The organism is Achromobacter sp. HZ34 (assembly GCF_002209485.1).
Taxonomy (GTDB): Bacteria; Pseudomonadota; Gammaproteobacteria; order Burkholderiales; family Burkholderiaceae_B; genus Bordetella_C.
Map to the genome: position 1 here is coordinate 619,468 of NZ_NJIX01000002.1, position 24,421 is coordinate 643,888.

Annotated in this window: 18 protein-coding genes; 2 read left to right on the forward strand and 16 right to left on the reverse strand. The window is 65.0% G+C overall.

The window, feature by feature from the left end; all coding sequences use genetic code 11:
* Nucleotides 1–10 precede the first annotated feature (10 nt).
* The 15 genes from CEY05_RS09520 to CEY05_RS09590 form a co-directional block, all read right to left on the reverse strand.
* Nucleotides 11–1,648, reverse strand: coding sequence for a hypothetical protein (locus tag CEY05_RS09520; protein WP_088598227.1), 1,638 nt, complete (start codon nt 1,646–1,648; stop codon nt 11–13).
* Complete coding sequence (locus CEY05_RS09525; RefSeq protein WP_088598228.1) at nt 1,645–2,424, reverse strand: TcpQ domain-containing protein; 780 nt, start codon at nt 2,422–2,424, stop codon at nt 1,645–1,647. The genes CEY05_RS09520 and CEY05_RS09525 overlap by 4 nt, the downstream gene beginning before the upstream one ends.
* A 113-nt stretch (nt 2,425–2,537) precedes the next feature.
* Nucleotides 2,538–3,284, reverse strand: coding sequence for a glucose 1-dehydrogenase (locus tag CEY05_RS09530; RefSeq protein WP_088598229.1), 747 nt, complete (start codon nt 3,282–3,284; stop codon nt 2,538–2,540).
* A 101-nt stretch (nt 3,285–3,385) separates the two neighbouring features.
* Entirely contained in the window at nt 3,386–3,832 is a 447-nt protein-coding gene (locus tag CEY05_RS09535; RefSeq protein WP_369825909.1) for an Rrf2 family transcriptional regulator, read from the reverse strand.
* 174 nt (nt 3,833–4,006) lie between these two features.
* Nucleotides 4,007–5,344 (reverse strand): extracellular solute-binding protein, encoded by a 1,338-nt coding sequence (locus CEY05_RS09540; RefSeq protein ID WP_088598231.1) that lies wholly within the window; start codon nt 5,342–5,344, stop codon nt 4,007–4,009.
* Between the two features lie 5 nt (nt 5,345–5,349).
* Nucleotides 5,350–6,606: a D-amino acid dehydrogenase gene (locus CEY05_RS09545; RefSeq protein WP_088598232.1), complete on the reverse strand. Its 1,257-nt coding sequence runs from the start codon at nt 6,604–6,606 to the stop codon at nt 5,350–5,352.
* 379 nt (nt 6,607–6,985) lie between these two features.
* Complete coding sequence (locus CEY05_RS09550) at nt 6,986–8,032, reverse strand: CDP-6-deoxy-delta-3,4-glucoseen reductase (protein ID WP_088598233.1); 1,047 nt, start codon at nt 8,030–8,032, stop codon at nt 6,986–6,988.
* A 340-nt stretch (nt 8,033–8,372) separates the two neighbouring features.
* Nucleotides 8,373–9,245 (reverse strand): MOSC domain-containing protein, encoded by an 873-nt coding sequence (locus tag CEY05_RS09555; protein WP_088598234.1) that lies wholly within the window; start codon nt 9,243–9,245, stop codon nt 8,373–8,375.
* 270 nt (nt 9,246–9,515) lie between these two features.
* Nucleotides 9,516–10,439, reverse strand: coding sequence for an ectoine hydroxylase (thpD, locus tag CEY05_RS09560; RefSeq protein WP_088598235.1), 924 nt, complete (start codon nt 10,437–10,439; stop codon nt 9,516–9,518).
* 18 nt (nt 10,440–10,457) lie between these two features.
* Nucleotides 10,458–10,856, reverse strand: a complete 399-nt coding sequence (locus CEY05_RS09565) for an ectoine synthase (protein WP_088598236.1) — start codon at nt 10,854–10,856, stop codon at nt 10,458–10,460.
* Nucleotides 10,853–12,160, reverse strand: a complete 1,308-nt coding sequence (gene ectB / locus CEY05_RS09570) for a diaminobutyrate--2-oxoglutarate transaminase (RefSeq protein ID WP_088598237.1) — start codon at nt 12,158–12,160, stop codon at nt 10,853–10,855. Before ectB ends, CEY05_RS09565 begins: the two co-directional genes overlap by 4 nt.
* 243 nt (nt 12,161–12,403) lie before the next feature.
* The gene (gene ectA / locus CEY05_RS09575) at nt 12,404–12,946 is read right to left on the reverse strand and encodes a diaminobutyrate acetyltransferase (protein WP_233161489.1); all 543 of its coding nucleotides are present in this window, start codon (nt 12,944–12,946) and stop codon (nt 12,404–12,406) included.
* A 112-nt stretch (nt 12,947–13,058) separates the two neighbouring features.
* Nucleotides 13,059–13,607 (reverse strand): MarR family winged helix-turn-helix transcriptional regulator, encoded by a 549-nt coding sequence (locus tag CEY05_RS09580; RefSeq protein WP_088598239.1) that lies wholly within the window; start codon nt 13,605–13,607, stop codon nt 13,059–13,061.
* A gap of 267 nt (nt 13,608–13,874) precedes the next feature.
* Nucleotides 13,875–16,187 carry a DNA topoisomerase IV subunit A gene (gene parC / locus CEY05_RS09585; RefSeq protein WP_088598240.1) on the reverse strand — a complete coding sequence of 771 codons (2,313 nt, stop codon included), beginning with the start codon at nt 16,185–16,187 and terminating at the stop codon, nt 13,875–13,877.
* Nucleotides 16,188–16,288: 101 nt separating this feature from the next.
* On the reverse strand, nt 16,289–18,250 hold the full coding sequence (locus CEY05_RS09590; protein ID WP_198952732.1) for a DNA topoisomerase IV subunit B: 1,962 nt from the start codon (nt 18,248–18,250) through the stop codon (nt 16,289–16,291).
* 477 nt (nt 18,251–18,727) lie between these two features.
* Here CEY05_RS09590 and trxA point away from each other — a divergent pair, with 477 nt between their 5' ends.
* Nucleotides 18,728–19,057, forward strand: a complete 330-nt coding sequence (trxA, locus tag CEY05_RS09595; protein WP_088598241.1) for a thioredoxin TrxA — start codon at nt 18,728–18,730, stop codon at nt 19,055–19,057.
* A 77-nt stretch (nt 19,058–19,134) separates the two neighbouring features.
* Nucleotides 19,135–20,391: a transcription termination factor Rho gene (gene rho, locus CEY05_RS09600; RefSeq protein WP_057652616.1), complete on the forward strand. Its 1,257-nt coding sequence runs from the start codon at nt 19,135–19,137 to the stop codon at nt 20,389–20,391.
* A gap of 85 nt (nt 20,392–20,476) precedes the next feature.
* Here the strand turns inward: rho and CEY05_RS09605 are convergent, their stop codons facing one another.
* Nucleotides 20,477–24,304 (reverse strand): YhdP family protein, encoded by a 3,828-nt coding sequence (locus CEY05_RS09605; RefSeq protein WP_143220342.1) that lies wholly within the window; start codon nt 24,302–24,304, stop codon nt 20,477–20,479.
* Nucleotides 24,305–24,421 lie beyond the last annotated feature (117 nt).

Consider the following 24,421-nt stretch of genomic DNA (forward strand, 5'->3'; position numbering starts at 1 on the left):
ATCTCCTCGATCAACCTTCCTCGACCTGCGCCGTAACGATCACCACGGTGGTGCTGCGTTCGCTCGCCACCTGGTCGGCGCCGCCCAACAGCAGCGGCGCGCGCGGCGCCAGCCGGCGCCGGTCGTATTCCTCTTGGCGGCGATCGAAGCCCGAGATGACCATGGGTTCGCCCGGCCGCAGCGACACCTGCTGCACCATGCCGCTACCGTCGATGGTGATCTGCTGCAATTCGATCTGGTGCTCGCGGCGGCCGAAAGTCAGCGTCTTCAGCGGCTGCGCGACGGTGTTGTCGTAGGCGATGGATAGCTGGATGCTGCCGTCGTCCTGCGCGTCGGGCACCAGGGTAAGGAAGGAACCGACGGTCTCCTGCTTCTGGCTCACCGACACGGCAGGCATCATGGCGTCATAGCCCCTGCGCCCGCTGTCACCGCTGGTGCCCTGCACCTGATCGACATACGAGAACGTGGTCCGCACGGCATGGGTGACGGGCCGGCGGTTGAGCGTAAGCAGCGGCACGCTGCTATGCCGCACCACCGTGCCGGTGGCGCTCAGTGCGCTGATCAGCGCTTTCGAGTTCGCATAGGGGCCACGTCCGACACCTGCCCCGAACTGGCCGCCGGCCACGGCGTCGCCCACCCCGGCCACGAGCGCGGCCGCGGGTGCATTGGCCGACAAGGCAGCGCGCGCGCTGGTGAAGACGGCGTTCCAATCGATGCCCGAGCGCGCCTGATCCTGCATGACGATAGTGATCTCTTCGAAGACCAGGCGTATGCGCCGCGTCAGCGCCCGGTTTTCGTTATCCAGGAAACGGGCCACGCGATCGAGCGCTTCCGGCGTGTCGGTGACAACGATGGACGCCGCCGCACCGGGCACCGCCGCCAGCACGCCGGCCCTGGTAAGAAAGGGCTCAAGCCGCCCGCGCAACGCCGCCAGGGTGTCTTGCTCGCCCACCGACAAGGTGGTGTGCGAAGCATTGTCGAAGCCCGCGCCGCGCGCCTGCCCCGTGCGGCCAAGGCGCGCTTCGGACTGCGCCGCCGGCGTCAGAGCATGGATGTTGAACACGCGGGTTTCCGTGCGGAAGAATTCGATGGCGCCGTCCTGGTAGCGCCAGAACACGCCCAGGCGCCACGCCAGCGTATCCAGGGTGCGGGCCAGCGGTTGCGGTCCACGGGGCGGTTCCGCGCGCGCCGGCATGTCGGCGGTCATCGCATTGGCGGCCTGGCTCAGGCGCGGCAGGAACAGCGCCTGCGGCAGCAAGGCTTCGGGGCGCACCCGCACCGCCAGGCCGGTGGCTTGCGCGATGCGCTGCGCCAGCACGGGCAGGTCGGCGGCACCGCCGGCGAACATCAAGGTGGTATCGACATCACGCCGCAGGACCGGCGGCAGCGTGGCGGCGCGTGCCAGCGGACGTGGCCGCCCCGCCAGCCAGGGCTTGGCAACGTCCTGCATGGCGCGCCGCCGCTCGACGTCATGCAGCGCCGCTTTGGCTGCGGCGCCGCTGATGGCCGCCGCCACGCCGGTGCCCGCATCCAGGCCCGCGCGCTCGTGGCCTTGCCGCGCATGTTCGCGCACGGCATCCACGCGGGTCTCGGACACGCAGGCCGTCAAGGAGAGCATCAGCGCGGGCCAGGCATGGTAGCGGCTCATGTCGCGGCCTCCCGGGTCGCGGCACGGTCGCACGCTTGCGCGTAAGGCACCACGCGCAGGACGCGATTGGCATAGAAGCAAGGCTGCAGCGGGCGTTCGGCCATTTCAGTGGCGCTGACCAGGGCCCGCACCGCCTGCTTGAAATCGTCGCCGAAGCTCGCGCCGCCAGCCAGGGGAATGTCAACGTCGACGTCCCAGTGTTCGGGCCCGAACGTCCACCCTGCCAGGCCTGCCCAACGAACCAGCACTTGCCGCAGATTGCCGTCGGTGATTTCCGCGTGGAACGCGGGCGTGCTTTCATGGCGCGGAGGCTCGGCCCCATCAGCAGCCGCAGGCGAGTCTGCCGTTGCATCGGCAGCGGGGGCCAGCACCGCGGCGAAATCGGCCGTCTCGTCGAACCCCGAGACCGCCTGTCGCCGTGCCATGGCGCGCAGGCTTCCTCCGCGCATGATCAAGGCCGGCCAAACGCCGTCGATCACAACATAAGGATCGCGGCGTCGATACGGGACGGGCTGCTCACCGCTGCGCCCCACGGCGAAGATCGCCGGCAAGGGCTGGCCGGGAGCGAAATGCAACCACGTGCGGCGCCCATCGTCGAAAACCTGCAGGGGTGCGATCGCGCGTTCACCCGACAGCCGCCAGTTGAAGTCGTAGGCCGTGTCCGGCGTGACGTTGTCCGTGGTGCTGTCCTGCGTGTCCCACGATGGCGACACGCAGGCTGCCACACAAGGCAGGACCGCCAGGCAAGCCGAGATTCGATGGACTGCGCGATGCATGGTGCCTCCACGCGATGCGCACCGGAAGTGGCGCGCGACACATGCATGGTGGCCCTGCCCTTCAAGCCCGACAAGATCGACTTATACGAATGGATCTTTCGGTCCCACTCGCATCACTGCAAGCCACCCGCGACTTTCAGATGGTCGCCGGTGATCCAGCGCGCATCGTCGGACGCCAGGAACGCCGCCACATCGCCGATGTCGCTCGGTTGACCTGCGCGGCCGAGCGGCGTGATGGCAACCATGCCGGCGGCCTGGTCGGAACCGGTGATGCCGCCGCTGTGAGTGCCTTCCGTTTCCGTATAGCCCGGATTGATGGCGTTCACGCGGATCTTGCGCGGCCCCAGTTCCTTGGCCAGCACCGAGGTGATGCTGTCGATCGCGCCCTTGGTGCCGCTGTATACGGACGTAGCCGGCGGCAGGATGGAGGTGATCGTCGAACTGATGTTGATGATGCTCGCGCCTTCACCCAGGTGCTTCACCGCCGCCTTGGTCATCAACAACGTGCCCAGCACATTGGTGTTGAATTGCCGGGTGAATTCGCCTTCGGTCACTTCTTCGATGGCGCCAAAGGCATACACGCCCGAGTTGTTCACCAGGATGTCCAGACGGCCGAATTCGTCGATGGCCTTCTGCACGAGCCTTGCCGTATCGGCTTCCTTGGTGACATCGCCGCCCACCGCGACCGCGCGGCCGCCGGCTTGCCTGATTTCCGCGACCACCGCATCGGCGCCCGCCTGGCTGCTGGAATACGTGACGACTACCGCGGCGCCGCGCGCGGCCAGCGCCTTGGCGATACCGGCACCGATGCCTTTCGATGCGCCAGTAACCAGCGCGACCTTGCCTTCAAGTTTGCTCATGATGTCTTCCAGAATGTGAGGTGAACGAGCCGGACGAATACCGCCCGACAAAAATGTGCCAATTAAAGTAACAATAAAGAGCAAAAAAAATGGACCCACTATCACTTGGCCGTCTTGATCGCGGCCACCACATCGGCCAGGGTCTGCCTGGCCAGGCGCTGCTCGAATCCGCTTTGCGCCTCGCGCAGCACGGTTTCCATGCACACCTTGATGTTCCGGCTGACCTCGCAGTTCTCCGCGGCGGGATAGCAATGCAGCGCGAACGCTTCAGGTGCCTGGCTGGCCCGATAGATATCGAGCAAGGTGATCTGCGAGGGTGATCGCGCCAGGGAACAGGCCCCTGTCTTGCCACGCGTGGTGGTTACCAGACCGGCCTTGGCCAATTTGGAAATCACCCGGCGCACAAAGCTGGGATCGGCATTCACACTGGCGGCCAAGTCCGTTGAACGTAGCGGTTCCCCGTGGTTGACCCCCATGGCGGCCATCACGTGTGAAGCAACGGAAAATTGGACATTGGTCTTGGACACAAATGTGATTATAAGGATCACATTTTAGTTTGCAAGCCCTAATTCGCAAGCCTCAATTCGGCAAGCGTCGATTCGACAGACATGAAAAAAGGACCCACGCATCACACGCAGGTCCCTCCTCGGCCGCGGACTACACGGACAGCACGCGCATTGCAAGCACCGCGGCATTCCTGCCGCGGTCCGCGATCGCGACGTTTACTTCTGTTCCGCGATCACCTTCGCTTGCGCGGCCGCGCTGTTCAGCGCCGACATCGGCGGCGTCTTGCCGTCGATCGCCTGGTCCAGTTCACGGCTCAGCACCGGCTCGATGCGGCTGTAGTTGTTCATGCGGAAGCCGCGGCTGGTTTGCGCCGGCTGCGTACGCATGGCGGTGACGAACTGCTGCGCGCCCGGGATCTTGCTGTAGAAAGACACGTCCGACGCACGGAACGCGGCTTCCGTCAGCGGCAGATAACCCGTCGACTGGTGCCATTCGGCGGCGATCACCGGCTTGGAGAGCCAGGCCAGGAAGGCCGCGGTGGCCTTGTCCGAGGCGGCCGGATGACCTTCCATCGCCCACAGCGCGCCGCCCGTCACGAAGGGACGGCCCGGGGTCGAAGTAGCTTGTGCGTAATACGGCAGCGGCGCCACACCGAAGCTCAAGCCCTTGGCATTGCTGAAGTTGCCGATGGCGCCCGAACCGGACATCAACACGCCGCAATTACCCTTGGCAAAGGACTGATCGGCCTCGTCGCCTTCGGTGTGCTGCGTGAACAGCAAGGAACGCTTCCAGCTGGCCATGAGCGAAATATGGCGCATGTACAGCGTGTCGAACTGCAGTTGCGGTACCGCCTTGTTCTTCGGCGTTTCCAGGCCGTTGTTGTTGCTGGCATACAGCTGGTTATTCACCGCCGCCAGGCTTTCCAGGTGCACCGCGACCTGGTCGCTGGTGGCATACGGGCAGTCCAGGTCGGCCTTGTCGCGCAGCTTCAGCAGTTGATCCTGCAGCTCGGCCCAGGTGCGCGCGGGCGCATTGGGATCCAGGCCCGCCTTCTTGTACTGCGAGATGTTGTAGAACATCACCGGCACTTCGGCCATCAGCGGGAAGGCCAGCAGGCGGCCCTTGGCGTCGCGCGTGAAGCTGGTGGTGGCCGGCAGGAACCAGGCGATATCCTTGATCGGATACTTGGCCAGCAATTCGTACAGCGGCTTGATGGCCTTGAATTCGGCCACCGCTTCAGGCGAGCGGTCGTCGTCAAGTTCGATCAGGTTGGGCTGGCGCTTGGCTTTCACCGCGGCGCTGGCTTCCTGTTTCAGCGCCTGTTGCGAGGCAAAGCCGCGCAGCTTGACCTCCACATCGCCCTGCTCCTTGTTGTACTGCTTGACCAGCTTGTCCAGTTCGGCCTGGTTGGCATTCGTCAGCGTGTGCCAGACTTCGATCTGGACCGGCGCGGCATGTACCACGCCGCCCATCGCCAGCGCGGCACCGAATACCCACGCGCGCCCGCGGACACGCATGGCGCCGGCAGGACTCATCTTTTGCAGTGTCTTCATAGATCTCAGATACCAAGGAAAGGAAATTCCGGCTCAGGCCGCGAGCCATTGATCAGGTCGGCCAAAGCCCGGCCCGAACCCACCCCCATGGTCCAACCCAACGTTCCATGGCCCGTATTCAAATACAGGTTGGGAATGCGGGTGCGACCGATCAGGGGCACGTTCGAAGGGGTGGACGGGCGCAAGCCCGACCAGTAGCTGACGCGATCGAAGTCGAGCGCGTCGGGAAAGAGTTCACGCGCGAGGCGCGTCATGGCGTCACAACGCGCAGGATTCAGAGCGCGGTCGTAGCCTGAAAGTTCCGCGGTCCCCGCCATGCGCAAGCGGTCGCCCAGACGCGAGAACACCACCTTGTGGCTGCTGTCCGTCAGGCTGACCGAGGGGGCACCGGCGTAATCCAGCACGGGGAACGTGGCGGAATAGCCCTTGGCGGGATAGACGTTGCAGGGTATGCCCAGCGGACGCACCAGCAGCGGCGTGAAGCTGCCCATGGCAACCACGAACGCGTCGGCATCGAGCCGGCCGTAGGCGCCTTCAGGCGAGATGGTTTCCGCCCCCGACACCGCCCCACCAGTCGTCAGGAGGCGCGTGACGGAGGTGGAGTAGCGAAACTCGACACCCGCCGTTTCGCACTGCCGCGCCAGCGCGGCGGTAAACAGGTGAACGTCACCGCTTTCGTCTTCCGGGGTGTAGTCGCCGCCGACGATGCTGGCACGATGGCGCGCCAGCGCGGGTTCGATGGCGATGACCTCGTCGGCGGTAAGAATGCGGCGCTCGACGCCGAAGTCACGCATGACGCCGGCGGCTTTCTGCGACAGCTCGAACTCGTCGCTGTCGCGGTAGAAATTCAGGATGCCCCGTTCCAGGTGGTCGTACTGGATGCCCAGCTCGGCGCGCATGCCGCGCAAGGTGGCGCGGCTGTACTCAGCCAGGCGCACCATGGCACGGATATTGGGCGCGAGACGGCCGGGCAGGCATTGGCGCAGGAAGGACAGGCCCCAGGCCCACTGGTACAGGTCGAGGCGCGGCCGGAACAGCAAGGGCGCGTCTTCCCGAAACATCCACTTGACCAGCTTCAGGGGAGCTTGCGGGTTGGCCCAGGGTTCGGCATAGGAAACGGAAATCTGGCCGCCATTGGCGAAGCTGGTTTCCTGCGCGGGACCGGTCTGGCGGTCGACGACCACGACCTCGTGGCCGGCACGCTTCAGCCACCAGGCGGTGGACGTGCCGATGATGCCACTACCCAACACCGCAATTTTCATTCGCTCAGGGCCTTTAGTACTGGAGTGCACGGGAACGGCCAGCGGTGGCCGCGCGGCGAATCGACTGAATCCGGATCGGGAACATCCGGCCAAGAAATTTCCGGCCATGTGACCGGAATAATCCTGATTCGCGAGTGTACCCTGGCCGCCAGGCGTCGCCAGCGGCGTCGTGCCGGCAGGCAATTACCTTGTTACACAAGTCATGGATTTGCCTCTGAGGGCAAACCTTGACGTGTCGAGTAACGCATTGGCGTAAGGCTTTGCCCTGCGAATCCCGACGGGTGGACCGTAGCGGCGGCAGTCGGCCCTGCCTGGGTCCAGGTTCAACGCGGCGCCGGCCTCAGGAGCCGACGTCAGGGCCCAACCTCAGGGGCCAACCTCAGGAGCGGGCCAAGGCCAGGTCCGCTTCCGACGTGAAGGCGTCGGCATGGAATTCCTCGACCGGCAGGCCGCATTGGGTGGTGAACTCGCGGCGCGCGGCATCGACCATGGGCGGGGCGCCGCAGGCATAGACCTGGTGGCCGGACAGGTCCGGCAGGTCCTGCATGACGGCCTCGTGCACGAAACCCGTGCGGCCGCTCCAGCCGTCTTCCTGCAAGGCATCGGAGACGACCGGGATGAACTGGAAATCGGGCATGCTGGCGGCCCAGCCGGCGGCCATCTCGCTCATATAGAGATCGCGCGGGCGGCGGCCGCCCCAATACAGGCGCACCGGCCGGGTGATCTGCTTGTGCTGCATGTGCTCGACCATGGCCTTGATGGGCGCGAAGCCCGTGCCGCTGGCCAGGAACACGATGGGCTTGTCGCTGTCCTCGCGCAGGAAGAAGGAACCGAAAGGCCCTTCGATGCGCAGGATTTCACGTTCTTTCATCTGCGTCGCGCCAGCGCCGAACACGTGGTCGGTGAAATGGCCGCCCGGCATGTGGCGAATGTGCAGCTCCAGCGGGCTGCCCACGTGCGGCGGGGTGGCCATGGAATAGCTGCGGCGGCGGCCTTCCTTGAGTATCAGTTCGATGTACTGGCCGGCGTAGAAGCGGAATTCCTCGGCCGCCGGCAATTGCAGCTTGAGCACGGCGACGTCTTCGCCCAGGCGCTGGATGGAGGTCACGCGCGAGGGCAGCTTGCGGATCTGGATGTCGCTGGCCAGGCGCACTTCGGCCGATTCGACCAGCAGGTCGCTGGTCGGCCTCACCTGGCACAGCAGGGTATAGCCGGCAGCCATTTCCTCCGGCGCCAGGACCTGGGCCGGGTACGGGCCCGCGTCGTACTCCCCGGAGACCACCTTGCCCTTGCAGGTCGAACACGCGCCACTGCGGCAACTGTAGGGAAGCACGATGCCCGCCGCCAGCGCGGCATCGAGCACGGTCTGGCCGCTCTCGATGGGGAATTGATGCTGGCTGGGGGTAAGGGTGACCTGGAAACTCATGGTGAAGGTTCTGCCTATGGACGAGGCCGGCGCGGACCTGGGGCGATGCCCTGGCGCCGGAGAGCTTACGGAGCTATGCCAATTTATTAATCGGTCATTTTAGTGTTTTTGGCAGAGGGGGTTGTAGCAGCAGCCCCGCCCCTGGGCTTACGCAATGGCCGGATGGTGCCCCCTTAGCAAAAGACCAGGCCCCGCTGCGCGGACCTGGCCCCCAGGTCTGAGGAGGTGTGCCCCCGGGGTACAAGCATTTCTGTCTGAGGGGGGTGCCCCCTCCGGGGCATACCCTTTTATTAATCCAAATATCAGGCAGTGACCAGAAATAAGTCGGTAAAAGGCAGGCCTAGAACTCGAATTCGACGTCCACCGCATCGCCGATGCGCAGAACCGACCCGGCGGGCGCGGCGACGATGGCGTTCTGGCCGAAGACGACGCCCAGGTCCAGGCGATGGGTGGCCGCCAGGGTCAGGCCGGGCTCGTCATGCTGTACACCCGTGGCCTGGTCGACGTCGGGAATGCTGCAGCGCGTGCAAGGTTTCACCAGCGCCATGCGCACCGCGCCGACCGACATGGAGGCAACATGGTCCTCTTCGTACGCTTCCAGCTCGCCTTCCACGACGATATTGGGACGGAAACGATCCATGGGCACGGCCGCCTTGCCCTGCGCGGCCAGCTTCCCATTGAGCGCATCCAGGGAAGACTGATTGGCGATCAACAAGGGAAAGCCATCGGCGAAACCGAACAAATTGCGCTGCGCATAGCCAGCCGCTTCCTCAGGGTGGCGCTGCAGCCAGCCCCCTACCCATTCCGCGCTGGCCGAGCGCTGCGCCCCGGCCACGTCGATACGCAGGAATTCACAGGGCCGCCGCAGAAACTGACTGAACCACGCCGCCGCCTGCGCCGAGTCGCGCCGGGCGGGCATGGTGTCGCGCCACACGGTCACTACCTGCGGCTCCCCGTGCAGCGCCGCCCCATCCAGGGCGACGGCCAGGTCCGCCATCCCGGGCGCGGACAGATGGAGATGCGTATCGTCCAGGGCGGTCTGCACCAAGGCCATGGCAGGCAGTTGCCGCTGCGTCAGGAACTGGCCGCCGGACACCACCATCCAGCGCCGGTCGAAAGCCAGGCCGGCCTGGTCGATGGGCGATTCGGACAAGTCGATACCGGCACAGGACTTCACGGGGTAGATATGCAGGCTGCGGATGCGGACGGACATGGCGGGTGGGTGCGTACCAGAGGGGAAACGGGCCGCGCTCCAGCAGAAGCGTCGAGCCAGCGGCGCGGATGAAGAATAGCAGCAAATCCGCAGCCCCCCCGGCACCGGCAGGCCCTCGAAAACCCGTGGCCGCAGCCTGGCGGCAACGCCAGCCCGCCCTGCCACCCGCCAACGGCAAATGCAAAGCGGCAAATGCAAAAACGGCGCGTGCAAGCACGCGCCGTTCACGCTCCACGCCTGACCACGACGCGGAACGAACCTGCCTGACGATCAATCGACCAGCTTCAACTTGTCCAGCGGCTTCAGCGCCTTCATGCTGGAACGGGAAGCGATGTGCTCCGGACGCGGATCCAGACCGTACTTGGGCGGCACCAGCGCGTTCTCGACACTGTTGTAGACGGTGAACACGTTCGCGCGGGGCCACGGCGAAATATTGCTGTTGGACCCGTGCATGGTGTTGCAGTCGAAGAAGATCACCGACCCCGCCTTGCCCGTCATGGGACGGATACCGCCCTGCTCCACCAGCAACTGCAGGCTGACAGGATCCGGCACGCCGTATTCCTGCTTCTTCAGGGACTGCTTGTAGTGGTCCTGCGGCGTCTCACCCACGCAGGAAATGAAATGCCTGTGCGAACCCGGCACCAGCATCAACGGACCGTTGCAGGCATTGTTGTCGCTCAACAGCACCGTGCAGCTGAGCGCGCGCATGGCCGGCATGCCATCTTCCACGTGCCAGGTCTCGAAGTCCGAATGCCAATAGAACTCCTTGCCCTTGAAGCCCGGCTTCATATTGGCGCGCGACTGGTGCACATAGACCTCGGAACCGAGAATCTGCCGCGCCACGTTGATCATGCGCGGATCGCGCACCAGGCGCGAGATCATGGCGCTCAGCGTGTGCACCATGAAAATGGAGCGCACCGCGTCGCTGCCCGGCTCGGTGATCGATTCCTCGCGGCGAATGATGGCCGGATCGCGCGACATGCGGCCGATTTCCGCCAGCACGGCGGCGACTTCGTTTTCCGGCAAGAGGTTTTCCAGCATCAGGAAACCGTCGCGGTCGTAGTCCTGCAGCTGCTGTTCGGACAAGGCATCGGCGTAGCGGCCGTCGCCATGGATCACGGGATCATGGCGCGCCACGATGGCCGACATACGGTCGGTGCGCGAAGCGTATCTGTCTTTCGCGGGTAAATTCATCCAGCGTCCTCCTTTCGTTCAAGCCGCTTCGGCGACCGGCAGGGGATACACACCCTTTTCGTCGTGCACCTCTTGGCCCGTCAGCGGCGGATTGAACACGCAGATCACGCGGCAGGGCTTTTCGCCACCGCACAGCCAGTGTTCATCGTTCTCGTTCAAGGCGTAGACCACGCCCGGCGACAGCATGTACTTCTTGCCATCGGCGATGGTTTCCACGTGGCCGTCGCCTTCGATGACCCACACCGCTTCCAGGTGATTCTGGTAATGGATGTGCGTGCGCGTATGCGGAAAGATGGTGGTCTCGTGGAAGGAAAAACCCATCCCGTCTTTCTTCAGCAGTACGCGGCGGCTCATCCAGGTATCGGTACGGACTTCGTCCTTGGTGCCGATGACATCTTTGACGTTGCGAACGATCATTTGCGTTTTCCTCCAAATTTCAGGATGCGGGCAGAATGGCCCGATTCGGTCAGCGCGTCGGCCACGCTGGCTTCGATGGCATCGAGGCCCCGCTGCAGCAGGTCGTCCTCGATGGTGAGTGCCGGCAGGAACTTGAGCACTTCGTCATGGGCCCCGGAGGTCTCGATGACGATGCCGCGCTCGAAGGCCTTGCGGGCAATGGCGTTGGCCAGTTCGGGATTGGCGGTGGACACCAGGCCCTGGATCAGGCCGCGGCCGCGCACGGCCAGGCCGGCGCCGGGATAGCTGTGCGCCACGTTCTCCAGCCAGTCGCGCACCAGCCTTTCCTTGCGCTGCACGTCCTTGGTGAACGTGTCATCGCTCCAGTACGTACGCAGCGCGGCGGCGGCGGTAACGAAGGCCAGGTTGTTGCCACGGAAGGTGCCGCTGTGCGCGCCCGGCTTCCAGATATCCAGTTCGGGCTTCATCAGCACCAGCGACATCGGCAGGCCGAAGCCCGACAGCGACTTCGACAGCGTGATGATGTCGGGCTGGATGCCGGCGCTTTCGAAACTGAAGAAGCTGCCGGTACGGCCGCAACCGACCTGGATGTCATCGACGATCAACAGCATGTCGTGGCGGCGGCAGACCTTTTCCAGTTCCTTGAGCCAGCGCAGCGTGGCCACGTTGACACCGCCCTCGCCCTGCACCGTTTCCACGATCACCGCGGCCGGCTTGTCCATGCCGCTGCTGGGATCGTCCAGCATCTTTTCCAAGTAGGCCATGGTGTCGACGTCCGGACCGAAGTAACCGTCATAGGGCATGAAGGTGGTGTTGCCCAGCGTGTAGCCGGCCGCGTCGCGGAACTTGGCGTTGGCCGTGGCGCCCAGCGAACCGCCGCTGACGCCGTGGAAACCGTGGGTGAACGAAATGACGTTGGGACGGCCCTTGACCTGGCGCGCGATCTTCAGCGCCGCTTCCACCGCGTTGGTGCCGGTGGGACCGGTGAACTGCAGCGTGTAGCGCCACTTGCGCGGCTGCAGCAGCACTTCGTCGACGCTTTGCAGGAAGCGCTTCTTGGCGCTGGTGGCCATGTCCAGGCCATGCACCACGCCGTCGGCGGCCAGGTATTCAAGCAGCTCGGACTTGAACAAAGGATTGTTGTGGCCGTAGTTCAGCGTGCCCGCGCCGCTGAAGAAATCGATGTACTCGGTCCCATCCTCGTCGATCAGCAATGAGCCACGCGCCTGGCTGAAAATCACCGGAAAAGAGCGGATGTAGCCGCGTACCTCGGACTCCATGCGATCAAAGATTTTCAAGTCCATAAATTTTTCTCCCTCATTGTGGTTGACAGGTGACCGGCCGCGGAGCGCGACCAGCCTTGGCGTCATCGAAGGGCCGTTGTGGCGTTCGCTTCGAACGGCCCCTTCTAATGGGTCAGATAACCCGGTCAAGAAACCCGTGGTGCTGCGCACGGGCTTCACGATGATGGCGGCGCGGGCACTTGGCCCCTGCGCACCGCTGCTTCGTCACGGCGTAGATCGCTACGTCCGCGACGTCCTCGATCGCTACGCCGCCATGGGCACGGACGCGAACGGTCCGATGCGCAGCAGCATTTCGTCGTCATGGTCGCCATGGCCGAACAGCTGCTTGCCGAACAAGGGCTGTTCCGCCAGGTGGGCGCCAAGGCCGGCGGCCAGACCCGTGAAGGTGCGGCGCGACGGCGCGTTGTCGGGGCCCACGGTGGTCTCCAGCTGGCGGACATGGGCCAGGCCCGGGCGGCCCAGCAGGTGGCGCAACATGGCGCCAGCCAGGCCATGGCCGCGCGCGCGCTCATGCACGGCGACCTGCCAGATGAACAGGGTGTCTGGCGACGCGGGGGGAATGTAGGCGGAGACAAATCCGTCGATGCTGCCGCCGGCCGTTTCGGCCACCACGCAGGTATCGGGGAAGTGCTCGCAGAGAAGCAGATAGGCGTAGACCGAGTTCAGGTCGAGCGGGGGACATTCGGCAATCAGGCGGTGCAGGGCCGCGCCATCGGCGGGGCGGGGGCGTCGCAAATTGTGCGCCGCGGATTGCTGGGTGAGACGGGTGTTTTCAGTGGAAGCGATAACGTGATTCCTTTTCTTTTCAGGGGCGGCCCCGGGTCCCGAAGGATGCAAGGCCGCCATTGATTCGGATATTCAATGCGCGCATTCAATACGAACAGACGGACGATTCTCTTCAGACCACCAGCCCGGACTCCGGCGCCGGCCCCGTCGTGGGGACCTCCAGGATGGCGGTTGCGCCTTCGCCATGCGGCTCTGGCGGCGCGGCCTGACCGCCCTGCTCCATCAGCGCGACGATGCGCTCCAGCGACAGGGTGATGGTGGCCTGTTCCAATTCGGGCAAGGCATTCAAGGCCTCGGCCAGGTGTTTCTGCAGCGGCGACGGCGCCTCCTCAGCCAGCGCCATGCCGGCGGGCGTGGCGGTGACGAACACCGTACGGCGATCTTCCCGGCTGCGTTCGCGCCGCACCAGCCCCTTGTCCTCCAGCCGATCCAGGATGCCGACCACCGTGCTGGGGCTGACATGGATCTCGCGGCTGATGGCCGTGGCCGTGATGGGCGCCGACGCGATCACCGTGCGCAAGCACATCAGCTGCGGCGCCGTGATGTGGCTGACCGCCGCCAACTGCCGTGAATGCAGCGCGATGGAGCGCGTGATCCGGCGTAGAGCACGGAGGATGCGCAAATCGTATTGCTGAGCGTTAACCGTCGTGGAAGTCGTCATAGTGGGCTGTGCCTCGAATTGAGACGCCAATAAAAGATCGGTACTGAAATCTGTGTTGCTGAATTGATTTGAGTACGAATTATATCGACGCAAGAGATCAGGGGAGAATAGAAAATGTAAAACTCGGACGCGAATTGGTGACGGGCCACCTGTTCGCTCAAGATGCTTTGCCGAAATTAGCGGAATTTGGCCGAAAAAGGCGACAAAAAAGCCCGAGCGATGTGCACTCTGCAACATCGCTCGGGCTTTTTGTTCCGTTGCTCTCAGTTACAAAACCGGAGACAGCACTGGCTGTTTCGGCCGGACTTCCAGTTGTCGACCCTTGCGCGCACGCTTGCCGATGTAGGTTTGCAGGGTGGCGCCCACCAGGATGTCCTCGGTCTGCTTGTTGCGGTACATGCCGACCGCGCGCAAGCCGGCCGGCCCCACCGGCACGATCTGCGCCAGCTTGTCGTTGCCGTCCAGGCCCATCAGGATGGTGCCGCGGCCGCCACCGGCCAGCACCTTGACCTCATCCAGGCCGAATACCAGGAATTTGCCCTTGGTCGACAGCAGCGCCAGTTGCATCGCGCCCGGGAACACCGGCACCGGATGCAGCATGGCGTCGCCCGCTTCCAGCGTGATGAACTGCTTGCCGGCGCGCTGGCGGCTGCTCATGTCGCCCAGCTTGGCGACGAAGCCGAAGCCGCCCTCGCTGGCGAACAGCCACCGGGTATCCGCCGCGGCGGCGATCATATGGGTGATGCGGGTGCCGCTGGCCAGGTCGATCATGGTGGTCACCGGCTGGCCATCGCCACGCGCCGACGGCAGCGCCGACACCGCCACGCTGTAGGCGCGGCCGTTGTCGCCCAGCGCGATCAGCGTGTCCGTGGTGCGGCACTCGAAGGCGCCATAGAGTCCATCGCCCTGCTTGAAGGTGAACTGCCCGACGTCATGGCCATGGCCCTGGCGTGCACGCAGCCAGCCCTTCTGCGACACGATGACCGTGACGGGCTCGTCGACCACGCGGGTTTCCACCACGGCGCGCTCGGCCACTTCGATGAGGGTACGGCGATCGTCGCCGAATTGCTTGGCGTCGGCCTCGATCTCGCGCACGATGGTGCGCTTCAACGAGGACGGGTTGTCCAGCAGCTCCTGCAGCTTGGTCTGCTCTTCGCGCTTGTCGGCAAGTTCCTGCTCGACCTTTATGCCATCCAGGCGGGCCAGCTGGCGCAGCCGCATTTCCAGGATGTCTTCGGCCTGGCGTTCGCTCAGCTTGAAGCGCGCCATCAAGGCCGCGCGCGGCTCGTCGGCCTCGCGGATGGTCTGGATGACTTCGTCGACGTTGAGGTAAACCACCATGCGCCCTTCCAGCACATGGATGCGGTCGATGACCTTGTCCAGGCGATGGCGCGTGCGGCGCGTGACCGTATCGGTGCGGAAGGCCAGCCATTCGACCAGGATGTCGCGCAAAGGCTTCTGGCGCGGCCGGCCGTCGGTGCCGATGCACACCAGGTTGATCGGCACGCTGCTTTCCATGCTGGTCTGCGCCAGCAGGATCTTGACGAACTCTTCGCGGTCCACGCGCGAGGTCTTGGGTTCGAAGACCAGGCGCACCGGCGCTTCCTTGCCCGACTCGTCGCGCACGGCGTCCAGCAGGCCCAGCATCAGGGCCTTGGACTGCTGTTGTTCCGGCGTCAGGCTCTTCTTGCCGGCCTTGATCTTGGGATTGGTGATTTCCTCGATCTCTTCCAGCACGCGCTGGCCGGAAGCGCCCGGCGGCAGTTCGTTCACCACCAGTTGCCACTGGCCCCGCGCCATTTCCTCGAACGTCCAGCGCGCGCGCGCCTTCAGCGAGCCGCGGCCGACGCTATAGATTTGCGCGATGTCCTGCGGGGAAGTGATGATCTGGCCGCCGCCGGCGAAATCCGGGCCCTGCAGCAGCTTGTGCAGTTCCTCGTTGGGCAGCGTGGGATTCTTCAACAGCGCCACGCAGGCCTGGGCCACTTCGCGCAGGTTGTGCGGCGGAATTTCCGTGGCCATGCCCACCGCGATGCCGGATGCGCCGTTGAGCAGCATCATCGGCAAACGCGCCGGCAGCATCTGCGGTTCCTGCTGGCTGCCGTCGTAGTTCGGAATGAAATCGACGGTGCCTTCGTCCAGCTCGTCCAGCAACAAGCGCGAGATGGGCGTCAGGCGCGCTTCGGTGTATCGCATGGCGGCGGCGTTGTCGCCGTCGCGCGAACCGAAGTTGCCCTGGCCGTCGACCAGCGGATAGCGCAGGGAGAAATCCTGGGCCATGCGCACCATGGCGTCATAAGCCGCCTGGTCGCCGTGCGGATGGTATTTACCCAGCACGTCGCCCACCACGCGGGCCGACTTGACGTGCTTGGCGGTGGGGCCCAGGCCCATGGCCTGCATGGCGTACAGGATGCGGCGCTGCACCGGCTTCTGGCCATCGCCGACGTCGGGCAGCGCGCGGCCGCGCACCACGGAAACGGCATAGTCCAGATACGCCTGCTCCGCGTACAGGCCCAGCGTGATGGCACTGTTGTCGCCTTCAGGCGGCTCGAACAGGCCGGGTTGGTTGTTATCGGTCATAAGTTTCGCGAGCCGTGGCCGGCTCGAGCATCGATTCGTTCAGATTCAAGCTCCCCCCGTTTCCCGTCGCCGGCAAAGGGGGAGAGAACAAGCCCATGGCATCAGATATCGAGTTCGGCGAGATTGCCCTTTTCCTCGATCCACGAGCGGCGCTGCGACGATTCGCCCTTGCCCATGAGCATGTCGAACATGCGCGTGGTGTCCTCGGAGGTCAGTTCGCCGTAGCCCACCGGCAGCAGGCGCCGGGTGTCCGGATTCATCGTGGTTTCCCACAACTGCTCCGCGTTCATTTCGCCCAGGCCCTTGAAGCGGCTGATGCTCCAGGCGCCTTCGCGCACGCCTTCCTTGCGCAGCTTGTCCTGCACGGCCTCCAACTCGCCGGCGTCCAGGCAGTAAGCCTTGCGCGCCGGGCGCTTGCCCTGCGCCGGCACGTCCACGCGGAACAGCGGCGGCTTGGCGATATAGACGTTGCCGGCCTCGACCAGCTTGGGGAAATGCTTGTAGAACAGCGTCAGCAACAGCACCTGGATGTGCGAGCCGTCGACGTCCGCGTCCGACAGGATGCAGATGCGGCCGTAGCGCAGGCCGGACAGGTCCGGCGTGTCATTGGGCCCGTGCGGATCGACGCCAATGGCTACCGAGATGTCATGGATTTCGTTGTTGGCGAACAGGCGGTCGCGCTCGACTTCCCAGGAATTCAGCACCTTGCCGCGCAGGGGCAGCACCGCCTGGAATTCCTTGTCGCGCCCCATCTTGGCGGAGCCGCCGGCCGAGTCGCCCTCGACCAGGAAGACTTCGGTACGGCTGGCGTCGCTCGATTCACAGTCGGTCAGCTTGCCGGGCAGCACCGCCACGCCGGAACTCTTGCGCTTTTCCACTTTCTGCGCCGAACGGGCGCGCGCCTGAGCCTGGCGGATCGCCAGTTCGGCCAGCTTCTTGCCGTACTCGACATTGCTGTGCAGCCACAGGTCCAGCGCGCTCTTGGCGAAACCGCCCACCAGGCGCACGGCGTCACGGCTATTCAGGCGTTCCTTGATCTGGCCCTGGAACTGGGGATCCAGCACCTTGGCCGACAGCACGAAGCTGGCGCGCGCGAAGACGTCTTCGGGCAGCAGTTTCACGCCTTTCGGCAACAGGCTGTGCAATTCGGCGAAGCTCTTGACGGCGCTGAACAGGCCTTCGCGCAGCCCCGATTCGTGGGTGCCGCCAGCCGGCGTGGGAATCAGGTTGACGTAGGACTCGCGCACCACGTTGCTGTCCTCGGCCCAGGCCACGGCCCATTGGGCGCCCTCGCCTTCGGCGTAGCTTTCGTGGTCGGCGCCGGCGTATTGCGCGCCTTCGAACATGGGCACCATCAGGTCGGCGCCGTTCAGGGCCTCGGTCAGGTAGCCGCGCAGGCCGTCCTCGTACAGCCAGGTCTTGACCTCGCCGGTCTTCTCGGTGGTCAGGGTGACCTTGACGCCCGGCAGCAACACGGCCTTGCTGCGCAGCAGGTGGGTCAGCTCGCCCAGCGGGATGTTCGGCGAATCGAAATACTTGGGATCGGGCCAGACCCGCGCCCGCGTGCCGGACTTCTTGCGCGCGACGCCGGTGTAGGCCGCCAGGGGCTCGGCGACGTCGCCGTCGCGGAAGACCATGCGGTGGATGCCGCCGTCGCGCCAGACCGTGACTTCCAGCCGCGTGGCCAGGGCATTGGTGACGGACACGCCAACGCCGTGCAGGCCGCCGGAGAACGCGTAGGCGCCGCCGCCCTGCTTGTCGAACTTGCCGCCGGCGTGCAGCCGGGTAAAGACCAGTTCGACGACGGGGGCATTTTCTTCCGGGTGCATGCCGACCGGGATACCACGGCCGTCGTCCTCCACGGAGACGCTGCCGTCGGTGTGCAAAGTGACCTGGATATGTTTGCCGTTGCCAGCCAGGGCTTCATCGGCGGCGTTGTCGATGACTTCCTGCACGATGTGCAGCGGATTTTCTGTGCGGGTGTACATGCCCGGGCGTTGCCGCACGGGCTCCAGGCCCTTCAGGACCCGGATCGACGACTCGGTGTAACGTGGTGTGGCCAAGTTATCCCCAACATCTGTGGAAAAAAACCGACATTTTACGGAAAGGCTCAGGATTGGCGCGGCTTCCAGTGGAATGCGCACAGTCTGACCAGTGCCGGTATGACGGTGGTAACGAAAGGCCCGGCGGAATCCGATCCGGGGCGCGCGATTTTAGTCACGAGAACCTCGTTCCCGGCCGAAATGCACCCCGGCCGACCGGCTTGCCGGACTGCGAGGCCGTTTATCCTACACAAAACCGGTGAAGCCTGTTCGTATCGACAGTGGTATGCTTTAATCCTGTCAACTCAAAAACGCCGGGTTAGCGCTCAGGCAGTGCGGCAGATGTCTGTCGCGGGCGACATGAAGGTCGGGGAACCCCTGTCATTCATCGGTGTCCCAGCCAACAGGCCTCAGGGATACCACCTGTCCAGCCACCCGCAGCACGTCACCGCCGGTTCTACCGGCCGCCTAGCGCAAAAAACCTAACGAGAAACCGCCATGAGCGACCAAATCAAGCACGTAAGCGACGCCAGCTTCGAAGAAGATGTGTTGAAGTCCGATGTCCCCGTTTTGGTGGACTACTGGGCTGCCTGGTGCGGCCCCTGCAAAATGATTGCCCCCATCCTGGAAGAAGTGGCCAAGGAATACAATGGCCGCTTGACCATCGCCAAGATCAACGTCGATGAGAACCAGGATACGCCCGCCAAGTACGGCATCCGTGGCATCCCGACGCTGATGTTGTTCAAGGGCGGCCAAGCCGCCGCAACCAAGGTCGGTGCCCTGTCGAAATCCCAGTTGACGGCTTTCCTGGATAGCTCCCTGGGTTAACGCGTACCCTTTTTCGCGCGGGCCCGTCCGTGGCCCGCCGCCCCACTCCCCCTCTTTCCTCCCCCAACAACACCGCAATGCACCTGAATGAATTAAAGGCGCAGCACGTCTCCCAACTGCTCGAGCAGGCCGCCAAACTCGAAATCGAAAACGCCAACCGCCTGCGCAAGCAGGAGTTGATGTTCGCCATCATGAAGAAGCGCGCCAAGCAAGGCGAGCAGATCTTCGGCGACGGCGTGCTCGAAGTACTGCCGGATGGCTTCGGTTTCCTGCGCTCGCCGGAAACGTCCTACCTGGCCAGCACGGACGACATCTATATCTCGCCGTCGCAGATCCGCCGCTTCAACCTGCACACCGGCGACTCGATCGAAGGTGAAGTGCGCACGCCCAAGGATGGCGAGCGTTATTTCGCGCTGGTGAAGGTGGACAAGGTCAACGGCCTGGCGCCCGAGGCGATCAAGCATCGCATCATGTTCGAAAACCTGACTCCGCTGCACCCGAACCGGGTGATGCGCCTGGAGCGGGAAATCAAGAGCGAAGAGAACTTCACCGGTCGCATCCTGGACATCTTCGCGCCTTTGGGCGCCGGCCAGCGCGCGCTGATCGTCGCGCCGCCGAAGTCGGGCAAGACGGTGATGATGCAGCACATCGCGCATGCGATCACCACGAACTTCCCGGAAGCGGTGATGATCGTCCTGCTGGTGGACGAGCGTCCCGAAGAAGTGACCGAAATGCAGCGCACGGTGCGCGGCGAAGTGGTGGCGTCGACCTTCGACGAACCGGCCACGCGCCACGTGCAGGTCGCTGAAATGGTCATCGAGAAGGCCAAGCGCCTGGTCGAACTGAAGAAAGACGTGGTGATCCTGCTGGACTCGATCACGCGCCTGGCGCGCGCCTACAACACCGTGGTGCCGGCTTCCGGCAAGGTATTGACCGGTGGTGTGGATGCCAACGCCCTGCAGCGTCCGAAGCGTTTCTTCGGCGCGGCGCGGAATATGGAAGAAGGTGGTTCGCTGACCATCATCGGCACGGCGCTGATCGAAACGGGCAGCCGGATGGATGAAGTCATCTACGAAGAGTTCAAGGGCACGGGTAACTCCGAAGTGCATCTGGAACGTCGTCTGGCGGAAAAGCGCGTCTACCCGGCCATCAACCTGAACAAGTCGGGCACCCGTCGTGAAGAACTGCTGATTCGTCCGGAGTTGCTGCAGAAGACGTGGGTGCTGCGCAAGTTCATCCATGACATGGATGAAATCCAGGCGATGGAGTTCATCATGGACAAGATGCGCGCGACGAAGACGAACGACCAGTTCTTCGACATGATGAAGAAGTAAGGCCCTGGCGGACCGGCACAACCGGCTCCGCGGTGCCAGCGAAAAAAAACCTGTGCGAGGCACAGGTTTTTTTTATTTGGACCGATCAATGCTCGATGAAATCGCGTGCCTTGGCGGCGGCGTCGGCTTTGTTGGATGACTCGATGGCGGCGACCTTGGGGTCGTTCCAGCTGCCGGTGACCGCGTATTCGCTGGTGAGCGCGCTGGCCAGCGGATGCTTGAGGATCAACTGGCCCAGAAAAGCGCCCAGGCCCAGCAAGGGATTGACGAAGGCAGTGGCGACGGCGGCGCCGCTGGCATCCAGGTTGGGGACGACCACGGCCTTGACGTTCCAGGTTTCGTCGATGATGTTGGTGTCGCCCGCCAGAATGATGCTGGCCACCGGACCCGCCACCTTGTAATCCTCGGTATGCGCCACGCCCTTGGACAAGTCGACGTGGCCGCGAATGGTGTCGAACGGAAAGCCGTCGCGCAAGACGTTGACGGGGTTGAAGTCCAGCCGCGCCAGGCGGTTCACCGACTGCAGCGACAGCAGTTCCAGCAGCCGTGACGTGCGCGAGTTGACGTGCACGAAACGCCCTTTGTCCAGGCTGAACTCCAGCTTGCCCTCGACATTGCCCAGTTCATGCGTCCACGGCAGGTCCTTCCACGTCAGACGGCCCGAGGCCGAACCCGTCCCGCCGGCCACGGTGTCGGGCTTGCCCAGTCGCGCCAGCAGCTTGCCGAAATCATTGAACTTAGCCTTGGCATCCACCGTCAGGCCGCGATCGGCGCCACTGAGCCGCCAGTTGCCCGTGGCGTCCAGGGTCGCGTCGGCATTGGTGACGCGCAGCTTGTCCAGCTGCCAGTGGCGGCCCCGCTCCAGGTTGGTGCCAGACACCTGCAGCGCGCCGACGTCCATGCCATACAGGCGCAGGGCATCGGACGTCAGGTCGACCGCGGGAATGTCCGACAGATCGTCGGTTTTCGACAGGGCATCGGTGGCGGTGTTGGTATCGCTGGCATCGCCGAAGGACAGGTACTTGAACCGCCCCGTCACCTTGCCGGCCACGTTGCCCGAGGCCTCGCGCCACGACAGCGAACCGGCGGCCTGGCGTGACTGGAGATCCACCCGCCATTGCATCTCGATCGGACGCTCCGCCGTCAAGGTCAGGTCGTTCAACGTCAGGCCGGACATGCGCAACTGCGGCGTCTGGATACTGACCAGATTGATGGGTGGCAACAGCGGCTGCGACGGCTCGGCGGACACCGGACGGCGCGCCGCCGTCTTCCCCGCGGGCGCCGGTGCCGGCGTGGGCGAGAAACCGTTGACCAGTTCCTCCCAGGCGTCGGCATCCAGCTCCGGCAGATTCAGCTTGAGACTGAAGCCTTTATCCGGCAACGTCGCCGCCTGGTTGGCCCCCACGGCGCCGCGCGCGAAAAACGCACGCCGGTCCGCGGGGTCGCGTTCCATCAGCACATTGATGTTCTGTCCCACGCTGCCGGTCAGCCACACCCGGTTGCGTGGGCCGGGCGTTTGCGCCGGGCTCCATTGCACCTTCAGCGGCAACGCCGTGGCGGCGCGCTTGCCCACCGGCGCCGGCATGTCCAGGGCCAGGCCGACCAGGTCGGACTCCAGCGTGGCATCGATGTTGCCGCCCTGCAGATACAGCAGGCGGGCGCGATAGGCCGTCTTGCCGCTGATACGTGCCATGGACTTGGCGTGGAACAGCTGCGACAGCGATGCGCCATTGACGGAGCCCTCGAAGCGCAAGCCGTTCTTGCTGTCCAGCAGGCTGCCGTCGACCCGCAAGGGCCCGCCCAGGAACTGGCCCTCCAGGGCGCGGGCGCTCACATCCTGCTCCGTGAACGCCAGTTGGCCGCGCACTTGCTGCACAGGCGGCAATTGCGGGAACAAGGCGAACTCGTTGCCATCGAAGGTCACGGTGCCGTCGACCTTGGTGTCGTCCGGATTGAGCAGGGGCACGCGCAGCGCCACCGCCAGGCTGGCGTCGCCGGTGCCGCGCGCGTCGTCCAGCAGATTGTTCAGCAGACCGCCCAGCGGCGACGTCTTGGCGGTCGCCAGGTAGGTCGTCAGGGGACCGCTGGTCTCGCCATCGAGGGACAGCTCGGCATGCAACTCCATATTGGGGATGCTGGCCTTGACGCCGTGCAGCGCAATGGGGGCGTTGGTACCGGGCGCCTGCAGAAAGCCGCCGGGCGCGGCTTCCAGCGTCAGCGCCGCGCCATCGATGGCGAAGCTGCCGTTCACGCCCGTGACGGCCGGCCAGCCCTTGCGCTTGTCGCGCGCCGGCGCGTAATCCACGGTGGCGCCGTTGTAGCTGCCGCCGATATGGAATTTGCCCGGCCTGCCCGGCTGCGTGAAGGGGAAGTCGTCCAGATCCCCCTGGATCACGATACCGGCATCGCGCACGTCGCCCGCCTTCAGGCCCAGGCGCAGCCAGTCACGCGCTTCCGCCGTGACGGTCAGGGGCAGGTAGCGATGCAAGGCATTCATGCGCATGCGCGTCAGCTTGCCGGTCAGGTCGGCGGTGCCGGCCGCGGTCTTGCCGGTTTCGCGCCAACGGCCTTGCAAGGTCAGGTCCAGGTCCTCGTTACGCACATTGGCCTGGCGCAGGTCGATGCCCAGCACGCCATCGTCGCCGCGCCGCGCCACGCCGTCCAGGTTGAGCTGGGCCAGCGCCACGTGCGGCTGTTGCAGCACGCCCGGCATGTCCGCGGTCAGTGCCTGCGCCTGCAATTGCAGCGCCAGGCCCTTGGGAACGGCCGCGGCGGCGCCCATGGGCGCAGGCCGCTGCGAGGGCGCGCCACCGCTCTGGGCCAGCGCCAGTCCGCCCAGGCTGTCCCAGACATCGCCCGGCAGGCCATCGATGTGCAAGCGCACGCTGCCCGCGCCCACCTGGGCGCCGTCGGGCCAGCGCCAGCCCATGCCGCGCGCGGCCACGTCGGCGGTCACGGCGCCCAGGCGCTTGCCGTCCACCTGCATCCAGGCTCGTGCCGCCAGCCGGCCGCCGGTCGGCGGCAATTGCACCCAGGGCGTCCAGGCCGCGGGATCGACGTCGACGATCTCGCCGTAGAGCTGCCCGTGCCAGTTGTTCGGATTACGGCCATCGCGCACGAACAGGGAACGTTCGATCTCGCCGCGCAGGTCCACGCTGCGGCCCAGGGCGGGCGGCAATTGCGCGCGCACGGCGAAGCGATGCGACAGCACGCCATTGAGCGAAGCCAGGCTGGCGTCCTGGATGACCAGCTCGGGGGTGCCGCGCAACTCGTCCTGCCAGCGCACGGTCACGTGCTTCAAGGCGATCTCGCGCTGGCGCGCCAGCCAGCGCACCGCCGCCGTGTCCAGCAGCGGGGCATCGTCGCCCGTGTCCAGGGCGATGGCCTGGCCGGCCACCCACAGGCGATTGTCGCGGTCGCGCCGCAAGGTCAGGTCCAGGCCGTCGGCCCGCAGGTTGACCAGGCGCGGCACGCGGTCGAACAAGGTGCGCCAGGCGACCACGGCCTGCACGGTGGGCAGGCTCAGGACCGGGGTGGCGGGGGCGGAGATGAAGGTGGTACCCGGGCTGGCAGGATCTGGTGGATTGGCGCTACTGGCGGCCGGGCCGGCACCCGCCGCGGAACCGGTACTGGCCGCCGGGCCGGCGCTGCCGCTACCACTGCTGTCGCCGGCGGCACCGGCCGGGCCTGGCGCATTGGGTATCTCATAAATACGCACTTCGCTCAGATTGAGGCGCGGGTTCAGGCCGTACCAGTCGGCCGAGATCTTGCCGATCTCCACGCGCGCACCAATCGCCTGGCTGGTGTACTCCTCGATCTGCGGGCGCCATTGGTCGATGCGCGGCAGGACCAGATAGCGCATGCCGAGCAAAGCCACGGCCGCGACAAAGTACACGGCCCAGACGACCCACATCAGGATGCGCAGTATTTTGAAGGAAAAATGCACTGGAAAATGAGCGAGAGCGATAGTCTTGCGGTATCGTCCCCTTATACATGAAATGCCTATCGGCGTCTGCGTAACTCTTTACTG